The 16,934-nt window shown below is 33.9% G+C and carries 17 protein-coding genes; 7 read left to right on the top strand and 10 right to left on the bottom strand.

The genetic code is table 11. The annotated features are described in order from the left end of the window. Position 1 precedes the first annotated feature (1 nt). From DFR57_RS02840 to DFR57_RS02850, 3 genes are all read left to right on the top strand, one after another. The gene (locus DFR57_RS02840; protein ID WP_170132887.1) at positions 2-742 is read left to right on the top strand and encodes a tetratricopeptide repeat protein; all 741 of its coding nucleotides are present in this window, start codon (positions 2-4) and stop codon (positions 740-742) included. Positions 743-970: 228 nt separating this feature from the next. Next, a complete protein-coding gene (locus tag DFR57_RS02845; RefSeq protein ID WP_114351639.1) occupies positions 971-1,276 on the top strand; it encodes a hypothetical protein in 306 nt (101 codons plus the stop codon). Positions 1,277-1,278: 2 nt separating this feature from the next. Then, a complete protein-coding gene (locus tag DFR57_RS02850) occupies positions 1,279-1,788 on the top strand; it encodes a GrpB family protein (protein ID WP_114351640.1) in 510 nt (169 codons plus the stop codon). 87 nt (positions 1,789-1,875) lie between these two features. Here the strand turns inward: DFR57_RS02850 and DFR57_RS02855 are convergent, their stop codons facing one another. Together DFR57_RS02855 and DFR57_RS02860 are read right to left on the bottom strand one after the other, a co-directional pair. Further along, complete coding sequence (locus DFR57_RS02855) at positions 1,876-2,589, bottom strand: class F sortase (RefSeq protein WP_114351641.1); 714 nt, start codon at positions 2,587-2,589, stop codon at positions 1,876-1,878. Positions 2,590-2,653: 64 nt separating this feature from the next. Next, positions 2,654-4,000 carry a copper amine oxidase gene (locus tag DFR57_RS02860; RefSeq protein WP_114351642.1) on the bottom strand — a complete coding sequence of 449 codons (1,347 nt, stop codon included), beginning with the start codon at positions 3,998-4,000 and terminating at the stop codon, positions 2,654-2,656. Between the two features lie 343 nt (positions 4,001-4,343). Between DFR57_RS02860 and DFR57_RS02865 the strand changes: the two genes are divergently transcribed. The 4 genes from DFR57_RS02865 to DFR57_RS02880 all read left to right on the top strand — a co-directional run bounded on the left by DFR57_RS02865 (position 4,344) and on the right by DFR57_RS02880 (position 6,750). Further along, a complete protein-coding gene (locus DFR57_RS02865; RefSeq protein WP_114351643.1) occupies positions 4,344-4,868 on the top strand; it encodes a sigma-70 family RNA polymerase sigma factor in 525 nt (174 codons plus the stop codon). Continuing rightward, entirely contained in the window at positions 4,861-5,739 is an 879-nt protein-coding gene (locus tag DFR57_RS02870; RefSeq protein ID WP_114351644.1) for an LCP family glycopolymer transferase, read from the top strand. Before DFR57_RS02865 ends, DFR57_RS02870 begins: the two co-directional genes overlap by 8 nt. A gap of 358 nt (positions 5,740-6,097) precedes the next feature. Next, the gene (locus tag DFR57_RS02875; RefSeq protein ID WP_114351645.1) at positions 6,098-6,292 is read left to right on the top strand and encodes a helix-turn-helix transcriptional regulator; all 195 of its coding nucleotides are present in this window, start codon (positions 6,098-6,100) and stop codon (positions 6,290-6,292) included. Positions 6,293-6,294: 2 nt separating this feature from the next. Next, on the top strand, positions 6,295-6,750 hold the full coding sequence (locus DFR57_RS02880) for a DUF3278 domain-containing protein (RefSeq protein ID WP_114351646.1): 456 nt from the start codon (positions 6,295-6,297) through the stop codon (positions 6,748-6,750). A gap of 390 nt (positions 6,751-7,140) precedes the next feature. On the opposite strand, the gene DFR57_RS02885 is transcribed toward DFR57_RS02880, so the two are convergent. From DFR57_RS02885 to DFR57_RS02920, 8 genes are all read right to left on the bottom strand, one after another. Continuing rightward, positions 7,141-8,010, bottom strand: a complete 870-nt coding sequence (locus tag DFR57_RS02885) for a DMT family transporter (RefSeq protein WP_114351647.1) — start codon at positions 8,008-8,010, stop codon at positions 7,141-7,143. Positions 8,011-8,290: 280 nt separating this feature from the next. After that, a complete protein-coding gene (locus tag DFR57_RS02890) occupies positions 8,291-9,076 on the bottom strand; it encodes an anti-sigma factor (RefSeq protein ID WP_114351648.1) in 786 nt (261 codons plus the stop codon). Continuing rightward, positions 9,057-9,632, bottom strand: a complete 576-nt coding sequence (locus DFR57_RS02895; RefSeq protein ID WP_114351649.1) for an RNA polymerase sigma factor — start codon at positions 9,630-9,632, stop codon at positions 9,057-9,059. The genes DFR57_RS02890 and DFR57_RS02895 overlap by 20 nt, the downstream gene beginning before the upstream one ends. Before the next feature lie 396 nt (positions 9,633-10,028). Then, positions 10,029-11,759: a glycosyl hydrolase gene (locus DFR57_RS02900; protein ID WP_114351650.1), complete on the bottom strand. Its 1,731-nt coding sequence runs from the start codon at positions 11,757-11,759 to the stop codon at positions 10,029-10,031. Between the two features lie 70 nt (positions 11,760-11,829). After that, a complete protein-coding gene (locus tag DFR57_RS02905; protein WP_114351651.1) occupies positions 11,830-13,212 on the bottom strand; it encodes a glycosyl hydrolase in 1,383 nt (460 codons plus the stop codon). Positions 13,213-13,288: 76 nt separating this feature from the next. Next, a complete protein-coding gene (locus tag DFR57_RS02910) occupies positions 13,289-14,956 on the bottom strand; it encodes an ABC transporter substrate-binding protein (RefSeq protein ID WP_114351652.1) in 1,668 nt (555 codons plus the stop codon). Positions 14,957-15,022: 66 nt separating this feature from the next. Then, on the bottom strand, positions 15,023-15,931 hold the full coding sequence (locus DFR57_RS02915; protein WP_114351819.1) for a carbohydrate ABC transporter permease: 909 nt from the start codon (positions 15,929-15,931) through the stop codon (positions 15,023-15,025). A 17-nt stretch (positions 15,932-15,948) separates the two neighbouring features. After that, entirely contained in the window at positions 15,949-16,911 is a 963-nt protein-coding gene (locus DFR57_RS02920) for an ABC transporter permease (RefSeq protein ID WP_114351653.1), read from the bottom strand. Positions 16,912-16,934 lie beyond the last annotated feature (23 nt).

Consider the following 16,934-nt stretch of genomic DNA (forward strand, 5'->3'; position numbering starts at 1 on the left):
AATGACTAAAAAAAGCACACTTACATTTATTGTAATTTCTATTATTATAATCTCAGGAATAATCACTATAAATCTCTTTCAAGGAAAAGATAAAATTTATCAACAAGGTGCAAGGTCGAATGAATCTCAAATAGAAAAACTAGAAATCTATTTAAAAGAAAATGAGGAAGATCCGACAGCTAATCTAAATTTAGGATTACGATATTACCACGATCAACAATATAAAAAAGCAATTTCTAAGTATAAAAAAGTAATAGAACTTGAACCAGATAACGCCCTTGCTTGGCATAGATTAGCAAATACCCACGTTCTTCAGGAAGACTTTCAAAAAGCCTTTAACGTGAGACAAAAAGTGGTCGAACTCGAAGCAGACGCTACTTCATACCTTAATCTGTCAACATTAGACGTATTATTTGAACCTTCGACTGCTCTCAAACATGCTAAAATCGCACTAGATTTAGCAGAAAAGTCGAAAGAAGATAATATAGATTATTTTAAAATGTGGCATGATGCTTTACAACAATTTGATAAACAACAAAAAAGCGGTGATATTAGCGAAGGTTTTATTACTCTAATTAAAAGTGAAATTAGCTTAGAAAAAACCTTGTTATTAGAATATATCGGTAGAGCATTAAATGCTGATGTAAATAAAGAAACAGAAAACGAATTAGTTGAATTAAGAGGAAAAATACATTCTTATCAATCTAATATCTTAGACTATTCTGACTTATCAAGTGGTTGAACGATTATGCAACACTATTAAATAAACAATCTAAATTACGGTTAATTATTCAGAAAGATTATTAATAACTTTGAAGTCAAAGTTATTATACAGCGAGTAATAGTATAAGGTATTTAATTGTATTATAGTATTCTAGAACGATAAATATCCTCATTGTTAAAACACCAACTTTTACTTTAAGGATTATATTTCTTACGGTTTTCTTACTTTTGATTTGAGGTGCTATATATGAGAAATGCTACTACTATAATATTTGGAAATTTAATTATCGCAACTTACCTTGGCATATATGGTCAAAGCGTAGCGGATTTTTTGAATGAAAATTTCATTAAAATCTCTCCGATTTTTTATTTAACTATTTTGACATTTACAAGCGTATTCTTATATTTAAGTTCATTTGTGTATACATACCTTCTTTACAAGAAAAAAAGAATTGAAAAAGATAAGATAGATTTATATTTACCTGTAATTTTAGGAATTGGTTTGCTCACTTCATGTTGGTCATTATTTGTTTTAGCTATGTGGTGGGGGTAATAATGTCAAATCCGGTTGTACATTTAAGTGATTATAATTCTGATTGGGAAAAACTATTTGATTTTGAAAAAAAGCAAATTATAGGTGTTATAGGTGATAAAATAAAAGATATTGAACATATCGGGAGTACTTCCATTAAGGGATTATTAGCTAAACCAATCATAGATATTATGATAGGTGTTGATGATCTAAACCTTGTATCAACTTTTATTACTGCTCTAAGCGAAATTGAATTTGAATACATTCCAAAACCCGAATTAAAAGATAGATATTTTTTTAAAAAGGATTCTGGAGAGACGAGCATTTGTCATTTGCATATTTGTAAAATGAATAGTTATGAATGGACTGAGAAACTATTATTTCGAGATTATCTAAGAGAAAACCCTAAAGTGGCCAAAGATTATGCTTTGCTAAAAAGTGAACTTGCTTCTAAATATAAATATGATCGACCAACTTACACGAAAGAAAAGGAACCGTTTATTAAAGAAATAATTCAAATAGCTAAAGACTGAATTCGTCTGCGTTCTCGTAATTGCCAAAAAAACAAGCCTATATCATAAGATATAAGCTTATTTATCACTCTTATTTAATTCTAATTATTATTGGCTACTTACTAACTCTGTATAAACTACCAATCTTTCCTCATGTGTACCAGCTGCCTTATCGAAATCACCAGTACAAGTGATTAAGTTGAGCATTCGGCGAGAAGTGTAACCGAAAATTTCAGATACTGGTGCACCATTTCTTTGGAAGGATTCCATTCCAACCACTTCAAATGTTATTTTTTTATCATTTTCGTCTTTAATGATAACTTCATCGCCAACCTCAAGACTATCTAACTCATAAAATACAGATGGACCCGTTCTATCATCTACGTGTCCTGCTATTACTGCACTGCCCCTATCACCAGGTTTCGTGCCAGGTTCAAACCAACCTGTATTGTCTACATTTTCTGGCACACCCATTTGACCATTCTCAATTCTACCCACTTTTTCAATATGAGCATCTACACTTATAGATGGTATTTCAATTCGCATAGGATCAATTCCTAAATTCTCATCTTTTAAAATAGGAATATCACTCGTATCAACAGTCTTTACTTTCTCTTGCTCTTGTTCTTTTTCATTTTCATTTTCTTTTTTATCTTCTGTTTCTAATTGTTCGCTCTTTGCTTTGTCCACTTCGGGCTTTTCTTCTGCCGTTTCCTTTGCGTTAACTTCCTGACTATCTACAGATGCTTGTTCATCACCGGAACTAGCACAAGCTGTTAGAAAAAGTAAGAAGATTAATATAATCCAACATATCCTTTTCATTCTTCACCACTCCTATAGACAAGTAATGCCCCATCCATTAATACTAGATGGGGCAAAAAATGTTTTACTTGTCAGTTTCTCTTCTCTGACGAAGGAAAACCATTGCTGTAATAAGAACCATGAAGCCACTTAAGCTTGCCCAAGCCCATGACATTGAATCATTACTTGCTCCACCTAGACCTGTTTTAGGCATATCAGATGGCATTTCTGATTGGAATTTATCAGGGAATTGCATTACAATCCCACCAGAAAGCGTCTCAGATGCACCGTACATATGACCATAAGCTTCGCGAATACTTGAAAATGCTTCATCGTAATCTTCTGCTACATAGCTATCGAAAGCTGCAATCAATTGATCTACGTGCATTTGTAGTCCTTCTGCTAAACCTTCTTGTGGAACTTCTCCTTCAGTAGCTGTTGCAATAAAGGAAGAGAAGTCGTCACGATACTGTGCTAACTCTTCAAGTGCCGCTTCTTTTGCTGCTTCATCTTCAGCACCAGTTGCCTCTACATATTGAACGAAGTAACCAATGTGATCTGACCACATTTGTTTAAATTGCTCTCCTGCTTCTTCACCATATACGGAAGCAATTGCTGCACTAAGGTCGTCTGTATTCATGCTTAAAGCTTGTACAGATGCTTCGAAATCTTCTGACCCATCAATACCATTTTGCATAGCAATTGTAGCTATGCCAGCGTGTTCTGACATTAGGTGATTTAAGTCTGCTCTTAAATCTCCAGCTGGTGTAACTGCTTTGGTATTATTAAATTCTTCAGGGAACTGATCAACAATGGCAGATGATAAACCTTTTGCTACCATATGCATATGACCAATTGCTTCTCTTTCATACGTATAAGCTTTTTCATAATCTCCAGCTACATAGCTGTCAAAAGCTCCGATTAATTGATCTACGTGCATTTGTAAACCTTCCGCTAGAGAATCAGCTTCTAATCTTTCTTCCGTTGCACTCTCTAAAAATTGAGAGAAATCTTCTCTATATTCCGATAATTCATCTAATGCTGCTTGTTTTGCTGCTTCATCTTCTTCTGCTGTTGCATTAACGTAATCTACGAAATAACCAATGTGTTCACTCCACATATCATTAAATGCATTTCCTGCTTCTTCACCGTATACAGATGAGATAGCTCCTGATAAATCCTCTGTATTCGCATTTAGTGCTGCAACAGAACCTTCAAAATCTGCAGTACCTTCTGATCCGTTACGCATTGCTTCAATTGCTAAAAATGCGTGTTCACTTAACAGATGTCCTAAATCAGAGCGTAAATCCACCGCCGCTGTTTTTACTGTAGGTGTTTCTGTTGCTGTTTCTGCTTGTACAACTCCTGCTGTCGTCGGGATGAGTAATGGTACACTCAACGTAATGGCTATTGCTGTCTTTTTCAAATTCATGAAAACACTCCTTTTAATTTTTTTATTTTGTTTTCTACTTAGCTAACGGAGTGTTTTCCAAAATGGATCACTTTTTTTAAAAACTTTTTTATTTTTTTATGAAATTCCATCTAAAGGTATTAGCTTATCGATTGGTATAATAGGCTTCTACAGTGTTTTATGAATTTATATAATTTCTACACATATAGAAATTTTTCCTTCGTTTCTCTCTAAAAAAGTATATAAGTTTATTAAAATTACGGATAAGATTTAAAAATAATCCAAACAAATTCTGAAACAATATTAAATCGACTATCGTCTAAGGGTCGAATTATTGAAATGTAGAGTAGAAAAGAGGGCAGTTATGGAGATCAGTGAGAAAGAAGATTTACTAGAACAAATTATGATAGAGCATGGGAGTGATTTGGTTAGGTTGGCATTTAACTACGTAAAAGACAAAGAGACTGCAAAGGATATGGTTCAAAATACGTTCATCAAATGTTACGAGAACTTAGATAACTTTCGTTTCGAATCAGCAATTAAAACATGGTTGTATAGAATCACAGTTAATCAGTGCAAAGATTATTTGAAAAGCTGGAACTATAGAAAAGTTCATGCGAAAAGTTTTTTTGGGAATGCTGTTAAGTCCATGTTTCCTTCCACAGAAGAGAAAGTAGTAAAAAATTCAGAGCACGAAGAAATTAAAAAAATTATATTTTCTCTGCCTGAAAAGTATCGAGAAGTTATTTTTCTTTATTACTACGAATCTCTATCCATTAGTGAAATAGCCACAGTAACTGATCAAAAAATTAATACTGTTAAAACAAGGTTAACTAGAGCTAAGCAAAGGTTGAAAATCATAATGGAGGAGGCAAATATATATGGATAACAATTTTAAAAAGGAGTTATTTTCATATATGGATGAGGAAGAGTTAATCTTTAGTAAAGAGGACAGAAAGAAAACAATCAACAAAATTCAGGAAAAAAAGAAGAGAAAACACAGTAACAATACTTTCATTCGTATTAAAAAAGGTTATTTAGCTCCGATATTAGGTACTGCAATAGCTTTGATCATAGCAATCGGCTTACTTTTACCTAATTTAAATACTACTAATGAAATAAGCCAAGAAAATACGGACAAACAACAAGCGACTGAACAAGAGGACATTTCGTTTTCAGCATTATTAATGAGCAAAGATTCAGGTAATCGTGGAAGTGATTTAAATATATTAATCACTTATAATAGTAATAATGATTTGATCAATTTAATATCTATTCCTCCTGATACGTATGTTGATATTTTTAATCCTGTAGGAAAAGTAGTAGCTAAGGATAAACTGCTCCATGCTAGTGCTATTAATTTAGAGCCTGAACCAGTATTGGCCACTGTATCAAACTTATTCGATCTTCCTATTGATTATTATTCCGTTATACCAATAGAAGAAATTTACACAGTACTAGGAATCACAAAAGATAGTGAAAAAGTCGATATTATTCAAAAAAATGAAATTGGAAACTTGATAAAAGAACGATTATCTATCTCCAAATTTAAAAGTCTACTTGAAAAAAGTGAAACTAATATTCCACGTGACATAAATAATCAAATTGAATTGAGTGAAAGCTCTAAATCAATAAACGTTATCGATATGAAGGATGGGTTGGAAGAGAAATTGATAAATGAAATCTATTACGTAGAATTTAAAGAAGATTTTCTAGAAACTATATCTAATGATTTAAAACAGCACTTAAATCAGAAATAGCTTTGTGAAGCTAACTGTCACAGATTGAATGTCAGGATATTAACTTTTAATAATATATCCTGGCATTTTTTATGTCCCTGTCGATCAAGATCTATTATTGATTTAGTCTTTGTTTATTTGTACGACTTAATTATTTTTTTAGTCTGGTGAAAAGTATCTTTTAGTATACGTACACTAGATTAATTCAAAACTGTAGTGAACACCTTAAGGGTGGATACGTATTTGATACTATTCATTAAATAACGTTTTTTCATTCTACAATTTGGTTAATTGTAGAAGAAAGTTGACTCTTTTATATTTATTATGTAATATATAAATTGCATATGTAATATATATGTAACATTAAGTGGGTGAACTTATGAGAAATAACGTAAAAATTTCGAGAATAAAGTCTTCAATTAACCAAGAACAATTAGCAAAAAAGGTTGGAGTAACTCGACAAACAATTGGACTCATAGAAAAAGGTGAATATAATCCATCCTTAAAGCTTTGTATTTCGATAGCAATAGAACTGAATAAAACATTAGATGAATTATTTTGGGAGGTGGAGTAATAATGAAAACATGGATATCTTTTTTATTGCCAGAAGATGAATATAAGGAAAAAAAGGTGCTTCATTTTATTTCAGAAGGAGCGATAATCCTATTTGTTTACTTGATAGCTATGCTTTTTTTAAATAGATATTTTAATTTCACCATCGAAGTAGTTTTATTAACTTCCATTGCTATTTTTCTTTTTTATGTGTATGGAAGATATATAATATCAGGTATTGAATATACAGAGGTCTCAACCAAAAAGTCTTACAGAAAAGAATTAAAAGTCATTCTTGTTAGAATATCTACTTTTATTGGATTGTTTTTGTTGGCGAGTTTAGTCTTTACCGGAGTCCCTGGTAATAGAAATGAATGGATTGATGGAGCAGGTTTATTATTAGGTATAAGTATTGTTATGTTCTCTTCAAACTTTATTTCATTGAGGAGTTCTTATAAAAAAAATAAAGAGCTATTATAAAGTGGATATTCCATTCACAGCCCGTTAGTGCATAACATAATAAATTCAATTATTTGTTCAGCAGTCTTGTTTTAGAGTTTAAGAAATATTATAGCTAATTCCCTCCAAATATAAGCGTGTTTTTCAATGCACATCTTTTTATAACATATTTCACAGTAGCATGAGATACTTATTTATTTGTTCCTAATTGTCTTGTCTGACCATATTCATTAAAGGATGCTAGCTACCTGACAAAGAAATCTTTCTCACAGAGGCTCCTTGTCAAGCCAACTAATCCTACTGCATTATTCAGTTAGAAAATTAACTTTTTGTGTAAAAGATATTGGCTTAACTCCAACCTAAAGGAGCTTAACCATTTATGATAAACCTTCTGCAATAACTGAAGAATTTTTAGTGAGTCTGTTTCACACTTAAGAAAGTGATAGTGACTAAAATAAAGAGCATACCTATAATTTGAACAATGGTCAGACTATCTTTAAGGACTAAAACACCAAACAAGGATGCTGTAACAGGCTCTACCATAGCGATCATCGAAGCAGTTGAAGGTGCAGTCCATTTAATACCGACTACATAGAAAACAAACGACACCCCGGCTCCGACAAGTCCTAACAGAATAAACCACCCTAAATCACCCGAAGTTATGACAGAAAGTGCTTCTTTATAATCGATAAACAGTAGAAGTATTAAACCAAATGCTAAGAAAGCAATGGTCAATGTTAACTGTGGCTTTGCTAAAGTAGCGGTCTTTTTAAAACTGAAAATAAACAATGCGTACGATAAACCGGCACCAAGTCCTGCAGCTGCTCCTAGTAGAGTAACAGAGGATGATCCCGACTTATAAGCACCTGTAAGTAAGAAAATTCCCACTAATACTAAAGCGATACATCCCCATTTTAGCCAAGTGGAGCGCTCTAACTTAAATAGAAACGAAATTAATAGCACAAAAAGTGGTGCAGTGTACATTAATGTAGCTGCAATTGCTACGCTAGATGCTTCAATACTCAGAAAATAAAAGGTGAAATTTCCAGCTACACCAACTCCTGCAAGGATAGACCATATGTACACCGCTAAGGAGCTAGACCAATTTTGTTTGCCCTGAAAAAGAAACCATGAAAAGATACATACAAACCCTATTGCTCCACGATAAAATGAAATAATTGTAGGATTCCAGCCTTTGTTCATTAATATATCTGCGATTCCTCCGGTAACACCCCAAAGTATAGCTGCCAACATAATCAAACCTATTCCACCATATCTCATTGTTGACCTCCAGTTAACGATACTTTTTTGAATTGCTATCTAGGGACTATTCCATTTGTAACGAATAATTAAACATAATTTTATTTAAGTTAATTGCTTTTTTTGCTGTGATTAAAATACTTAGTTAAGTTGTAATACAGAGGATAAATTAATTTATTTTTAGATTTATTAGTTTGGTGGATAGTTACACTTATTTTTTGTATCATGAGTAATTCCCAATAAAAGCTCTAATAGAAAAAAAAAGGACACCTAAAAGTTTAGATGTCCCTTTTGTTTCTTCCTATAGTTCTGTACTTAAAATTATATCGCCCTGAGGTGTTTCGCTTGTTGCATTAGGTTCTTTTGTAATTGCGATCACATCCCAGTCATGATCACCTAACTGATCCATTTCAAACGAAACGGCTCCAAATCCTTCTTCATTCGGTACAAAGGTACCTGCACGATATGGTTTTTCTCCTTCTAACACCCATACCTGATACGTTTGATCGCCTTCTAAAGCCGACAAATTATTTGCTTGAATCATTAAATTTAAGCTGTTTTGCTTCTCAACCATCGTGGCAGTCGCAGATGCTTCAATTCCTTCTGAAGGTGCAAGCTGTGCACTTAGTTGCGTTCTATCTAAGCTTTCTTCTTGTTCAATCTCCGGACTTTCCGCCGTATCCTCTGATTGGTTCATTACTAATATTCCATTTCCTAAAACAGAAACTAGTAAGCCTGCTGCTAATAATGGGGTTAACCAATTTTTATTTTTACTCTTTCTTTTTTCTAATGGAAAAGATGAAACATTTGATCCTTGTTCTGGTTCCGCTTTTTTATTTTGGTCTACAGTTGCGTCTTCTTCTTTTTCTGAAGCAAAAATATTCGTAAGCACTCGAGCCTTCATATCTTCTGGCGGGGTTATAGATTCCGACATATACGGCAGATCCTCTGTGAATTCTTCTAATTCTTTTAGTTCTTCTTGACATGATTCACAGGATTCTAAGTGTTGTTCGAAAATCTCTTTATCTTCTTTACTGAGTTGATTATTAAAATAATCAATTAATAAATTACACGCCTCTTGTCTCATCGTTAACCCCCCTTTCATCTATATTTTTCATGGTTTCTTTTAAATGTTTCAAGGCTAGCCGGATCCGGCCTTTTACTGTTCCTAAAGGGATACTGCATGTATTAGCAATTTTTTGCTGTGAGAACCCTTTAAAATAAAATAATTGAACGATTTGTTGCTGATCCTCGCTTAATTCTCTTACAGCGATTTTGAGCTTCTCTTTCTTTTCTTTCCATAATACAATATCTTCCGTCTCAGTTTGATCACTTTTTAACGAATCCCATTCTTCAAAGGTATGCGTAGTTATTTTATTTTTACGAATGATATCAATACTAGTATTGCGGGTGATAGTCAAAATCCATGAAGATAACTTACCTTTTTTCTCCTGATAAACGCCTTTTTTTGTCCATATCTTCATAAAGACTTCCTGAACAATTTCTTCCGCAAGTGCTTCTTGCTTTACCATACGATATGCGAATGAATAGACAAGCTTTTCGTAACGATCATATAATTGTTCTAATGCTCGTTGATCGCCAGCCTGAATCTGAGAATATAATTCTAAATCATGACTGCTCATAGAAACCTCCCTTTACCCCTATTATAAATTGATTAATTAGTCCTTTTGACTTAACTATCAACTTATTCCCCTAAAAATAAGATTTTATCCCTATCTAAATCATATTAGCATATTTAAGGATATAAAGGTAAAATGCACATGCTCCTTTACTAAGTAAACGTATATTTGAGGGGATTGGATCACTTTCACTGAGATAATTTTTTATCAACATTCATTTATTATAGAGAAACTATACTTAGAGTAAAATAGTAGAAAAAGCTGAGGAGTCACAAAAAAATCGCCTCTTTTTTTATATAACTTGGGATTGACCACTGTTAGTTATATGCAAAGAGACGATTTTGGATCTACCCTTCATAGGCTGATCATTTATATTAATTTAACATAAACGCTAAAATCTTATCTTTCCTTTAGTATTGCCCTAAACTCATCCAAAGTATCAATTAGTTCAGCTTTTGTTTTTTCTGTTACATTATCTTGAAGTGCTTTGTTATTTAGACTCTTTTCAAACTGATCTAAATGTTGAATTACCTGCTTATATTGTTTTTTATCGAAATGATCTTGTATTCTTAGCAGTCTATTTTTTGATTGCTTTAATAAAGGTCCTGTCAATTCGCCCTTTTCTTGATTTTCATGAATCAAATTAGATAGTTTTGTTAGTAGTGAGTTTTCCCTATATAATTTTAGCTTAGGCATTTCATCTAGTGTTATAACATAATCATGGTTATATACTTTCTTTAGGTGTTCTTCGCTATTTTGGTTCCTTAACACATCTCCATTCCAAGTAGAAAACCAGCTATAATTAGCATGGTAAAGTGGTAATAAATCAGGATCAGGTATCGGTCCATTTTCTGCAATTGCAATGATTTTTTTGTTGCTAGACAACTCCTTTAACGCTTCATGCTGACTGCTCATTGGACTATAATTAAAGTCACCAGGATACGAATCAAAGCTAACAATGTCCACATACTCATCTCCAGGATACCAATCCTCTTCAATGGAGTTCCATACCCAAATTAAATTATTTAAGTTATGGTAGTTTGTCATTCTATCATACATTAATCTCCATAGTTCCTTTGTAGGCTCTGGACCTTTTGCACCCCACCAGAACCAACCACCTTCTGCCTCATGAAGCGGTCTCCATAACACAGGAACACCCGCTTCCTGTAATTTTATTAATTCATCTGCTATCACATCAATATCACGTATTAGAAGCTTGTAGTCTTCTGATTCAGGATGATTTAACGCATATTCTACGTCAAAAGTTGTTGCTCTTGTATAAAAACCACTCCACCACTCATTGCCCGGCTCATTGATTAAATCTTTTGGCGCATTCCAGTGCCATGTAAAGGCAACAATTCCACCCTTATTCCACCAGTCAATAGCTATAGGGGTTTCATCAGCTGAGGCTCCATGTTCCACTCTAGAAGGACTATTATCGATAAAATCCAAACCTAATACAGCAGGGTATTTGCCAGTAGTTTGATAGATATATTCTAAATCCCCTGGTCGAGTGCTTGGATAATCTTGTTGTCCAGCAAGGATCTTTTCACCAAAGTTATCAACAAGAAAGCTAATTAAAGATTTAGTTTCATTCGTTGCATTTGGATTAATTAATTCCTTTTCAATGTCAGGCTCTTCAGGTGCAGATACAGGCTTAATTTCAATGTAATCAATTGCAAACCAAGTCCAATTTGGAGAAATTGTAATTGTATTCTCACCCGATTTAAGTAAAATATTACCTGCCGATGCTTCTCCAAACCCACTTCCCATTGTAAATGAACTTAGCGGTTGTTCATTAACGGTAACATTTGCTACTTTTCCACTACCATAAATAGCTCCATATCCAATATTTAGATTGTATAAAGCGGTTTCATTCACCTCCACATGAAACGTAACCTTCTGTGAACTATTTTCAAAATCTCCTACATATCCAGAACCAGAATATCCTTCTTCATCCTTTTTAACACTTAGTTCATTCAAAGAAGCATCTTCTGCTTCGAATTTTCTCACCTCTGTTTCAGCATTAGCTATACTTCCCGTTGTTATAATTAAGGAAAAACTCAGCATAAAAATACTTGTAACAAGAATTGAGTTTTTTACTAATAATTTTATTCCCTCATTTTTCATACTTCTTCCTCCCTCGAATTTTATAATTTACCTCGTCATCCTCCTAGATCCATCACCTTTGGACCCTTCGCTATCTATTCGGCAGATCATCTAGTGTTATACAATAAGGATGATCGTAAGCTTTTTTTAATTGGTATTCACTCGTGCTGTTACCAAAAACAAATTCGCCATACCACGGCATATACCATAGCCAAGGAGTCTTACTTTCTATTAATTTTTCTGGATCAGGTATTGGCCCGTTCTCTGTCAAAGCAATAGGTTTCCGATTTTGAATAAGTTCTTGGCAATAATCAAAATGACACTTTAATGGGCCATACTCACCGCTTGGTGCATACGTATCTACTCCAGAAATGTCAACATAATCATCACCTGGATACCAATCAGTATTTGGTGCATTCCAAACCCATATTAAGTTATTTAGCTGATGGTATTCGGTAAAACGTTTATACATCCAAACATACAGTTTTTTATAAGGTTCAGGTCCTTTCGCTCCCCACCAAAACCAACCTCCATCTGCTTCATGAAGCGGGCGCCAAAATACAGGTATATTTTCATCTCTTAATCGTTTTAATTGTTTTGCTATCTCATCCATATCAGCTAATAATGCTTTGTATTCTGTTGAATCTGGAATCAAAGCTTTATTTAAATCAAAATCTGTATTTTCTGTATAAAAAGCTTTATCCTTACCACCAGTTGGAGCATACCAATGCCAACAAAAAGTCACCAAACCTTTATGCAAGTTACCCCATTCTATTGCCTTTTCAGTTGAGCCTTTATTCTCATTAATTTCTTCAATTTTATGTGGGGTCGCTTCTACTGTGTCTGTTTTCAACGAATAGCTAAGAAAGTCAAATCCTCTTAAAGCAGGTAGTTTACCAGTTATCTCCTTAATATGGTCTAGTTCCGGTCCACTAGCAGCCGCAGTATGCTGACCAGTAATTATTTTCTTACCATAGATATTTTTCAAATAACCTAAGATAGTATGACATTCCTTTGAAGCAAAAGGATTTGATAATTGAAAGTCAGGACTTTCACTACTACGTTCAGGAGAAGGCTTCAACAAGAAGCTATCCACTTCAATTCCACCCCAACCTTTTACAACCTTAATTTTTACTGGCCCTTGTTTTAATGATAGATTGCAAATCTTTAACTCAACAAAATTATTTGATTGTTCGGTGATAAATTCCCCATAACAGTCATCGTTGATATATAAAATATTCCTTCTAACACCATTTAACGCAGCATACCGAATAAAAAGATCGATATTGCTGTCGCAAGAAATAAATCCTTTAACCTCTAAAAAATTATTATCCTCATCCAGTCCGGTTACATATCCACTACCAGAAAACCCCTTTAAAGATGTTGACACGCGAGTACCTGATAACTTGCCTTCATTTGCTTCTAGTACTAGTTGATTATTTGTTTTCTGTTCTTTCTTCATTCTATTGGTCATATTATTAACTCCACCATTCCTTGTATAAAATTCTTTTAAGGAAAAGGGCCATTTACATGGCCCCCTCTCATTGAGTTTAATTATTCCATAATTCAACTCTATCTTTTATTAGCTGCGTATATTCTTCTTCAGCTTTTTCAATATTATTTTTCTCTAGGTTGGTCATAAATTTACTCCAAATCTCATCAAATTGATCCGGACTTGTAAGAACAGCTTCTGGTACAAGTTTTTTCGTAACGTCTAATGCACGTTGATTTAAGACTTTCAGGTCAGAACTTGCAGGTATAGAAATATTATAAGCGGCGCCCCAAGCTTTGACTGGGAATTCTTCCATAGCTGGATATAAGTCTTTCCATAGCTCCACATCATATGCAGCAAGTACTTCTTTTTCTATATCTGTTTGATTTTTAATGGCTTCTTCACGCGTATTGACTGTAATGGTTTGACCAGTAGAATCTACTACACCATCACCCCAATGAGGAACATAGCGCAAAAAATTATAACCAATTCCAGTTTTCTTGAGATAATCTTTATCGTTATTTCGTTTTTCCCGCTCTTCTTCTGGGATAACCCGCTTCCCATCGACAATCTCGTAGTGTTCGCCTTCAATACCCCAGTTAAGCATTATTTGTGTTTCTTCAGATGCTAAATAATCCAAAAATTTTATAGCACGGACTGGATCTTTACAATCCTTAGTGATACTGATACCCCATCCTGCTTGTAAACCATTACTATGGTAGGCATGACTTACATAATCTTCATTTAACGTCACCGGATATTGTCCATACATTCTTTCTTCCATTCCCGCTTCGCGTAGAGCGCTTTGCCCTTCATACATTAAGTAGTCAGGTCCTATTGTAGCGAGTACTCTGCCCGATGCTAACTTTGCAGTATATTGATCATGCTTTTGTACAAATGTTTCAGAGTCTAATAGCCCCTCTGCATTCATTTTGTTATACCATTCAAAAACCTTTTTTTCGATTGGACGACGATAGTGCAACGTTGCATCAAATGTTTCTGGATCAATAAAATATTCTCCGTCATCACTACCACCAGTCATCATGAAACCACTATTTAAAAATGCTGATTGTATTCTCCATTCATCTGTATTCATGGATAAGCCAATAGTTTTTTGACCATCTATTGTTGGATGCAATTCTTTGTATTCTCTAATTACGCTTTCTAAGTCTTCTAGTGTTCTTATTTTTGGATATCCGAGTTCCTTTACTACGGCGTGCTGCACCCATGCACCAAAGTTAGGTGACATTGCCTGATTTTCCACTGCAGCATTGGTCAATACATAAATCGAAGGATCTTCCTTACTCCATTTTAAACGATTTAATTCCTCACCAAGCATTTTCTTAATATTTGGTGCATGTTCTTCGATTAAAGGAGCCAAGTCTATTAAAGCTTCCGCTTCAACAAGCTGACCTCCCCCTTTTGATAGAATCATATCTGGATATTCCCCACTAGCAATCATTAATGGAATTTTTGTTTGCCCGCCTTCAATATCAAATTCTGGTTTAAGTGTGACCCCAGTGTCCTCTACTATTTTTTGACCAACAGGGCTTTTCATTTCTTCCCAATCAGAATTTGTATCCGAGTCAAAAACCGTAAGTTCAATTGTCCCATCGTCATCACCAGAATCTGATGCAACATCCTCTTCGTTATCTTGACAAGCTACCATAAAAGATAAAAGTGCTACGATAAAGATCAAGCTAAAAATCTTCTTTAATTCTTTCACTAATGTTTCCTCCCTTTTCTAAATAAATTTATTGTAGTAGCAGGATTTCCTGCTAGATACCAAGAATTATTGTTTTACTGCACCTAATGTCATACCTTGAATAAAATATCTTTGTACAAGCGGATAGACAACAATAATTGGTACCACGGTTACCATTGTGATCGCCATCTTTATTGATTCAGGTGAAACAAGGTTATTTTGTTGCTCATTAGTAGACCGCATTAAATTTGCATCCTGTCCCCCACCCATTGAGGTATTATCTAATATTTTCATAAGCTCATACTGTAACGTGGTTAAACTTTCATTCATACTGTTAAAAAGATAGGTATCAAACCATTGATTCCATTGCCCAACAGCAATAAATAATGCAATTGTGGCTAATACCGGTTTACATAGTGGCAAAATGATCTTATAAAAGATAGTAAAATCATTTGCTCCATCCATTTTTGCTGACTCTTGAAGAGACATTGGTAAACCATCCATGAAGGAGCGAATAATAATAATGTTAAATGCACTTATTAAACCAGGTAAGATATATACCCAAAAGGAATTCATTAATCCCAAATCTCTAATCAACATGTATCCAGGAATTAACCCACCAGAGAAGTACATGGTTAGAACAATTACAGTAGAGACAAATTTTCTCCCCTGAAAATCAGGACGACTTAATGTGAACGCTACCATAGCTTGGATAAAAACACCCAAAACAGTCCCAATTACCGTTCGTAGTACAGAGTTTGAAAAACCAGTTATTAAATTGTCATATTTTGAGATTTCAAAGTAATTATTAAGCGTAAACTCTCTAGGCCATAAATAAATTCCACCTCTAATTGTATCTACTGATTCGTTTAACGAAATGGCTAAAACATTTAAAAATGGATAGATTGTTACAACCATTACCATTATTAAAAAGCTATAATTTATAATATCGAAAACGTGATTTTTGAAAGATAGTTTTCTAATTCCTTTTTTCATTGCCACTAGTACTCCTCCTACATAACACTTTGATTTGAATAACGCTTGAATATACCATTAGCGAGGAATAATAAAAAGATACTTACTACCGAGTTAAAAATACCGATCGCAGTTCCGTATGAGAACTCTCCTAATCCAATCCCATAATTTAGAGCGTATAATTCCAACACTTCAGAATAATCAACTACAAGTGAGTTACCTAATAACATCTGCTTTTCAAATCCTATTTGAATAAGATGACCTATATTTAAGATAAGTACAACTAAGATAGTTGGCCTTATTCCAGGTAAAGTAATATGCCACATTCTTCTAAACCTATTTGCACCATCAACTTTTGCTGCTTCATACAGCTGTGGGTCAAGTCCTGCAATAGCCGCTAAAAAAATAATTGCATTCCATCCCATTTCCTTCCATATGTCTGAAACGGTGACTATTCCCCAAAACCAATTTTCTTTTGCCATAAATTGAAATGGTTGATCGATAATACCCATGCCCATTAAAATATCATTTACTACCCCGCCATCAGTAGATAGCATTTTCGTTACAATCCCTGCAACAACTACCCATGAAACAAAGTGAGGCAGATACGTTATGGTTTGTATCGTTCTCTTAAACAAAGAATGTCGAACTTCGTTTAACAATATTGCAAAGATAATAGGAATAGTGAAACCAAATAGTAAACCTAGAAAACTCATTGCTAATGTATTTCTTAGCGTTAAATAGAACCTTTCATCTTGAAATAATGCTATAAAATGATCGAGCCCAACCCATTCTTGCTCAAAAAATGATATACCAGGTGTGAAATTCTGAAAAGCCATTGTCCAACCCCAAACAGGTAGGTAATTAAAAACAAATACCCATATAACAAAGGGAAGTGACATTGCATATAACATTTTTTGATTCTTAGCAGCTTTCCAAAAGGTTTTTTTCTTTTTTTGGATAGCCGAAGATTTTGAATACGCTTTCCTGGTGATTTCCATGTAACCCCTTCCTTTCAGTAATT

The organism is Saliterribacillus persicus, from assembly GCF_003337485.1.
GTDB lineage: Bacteria > Bacillota > Bacilli > Bacillales > Amphibacillaceae > Saliterribacillus > Saliterribacillus persicus.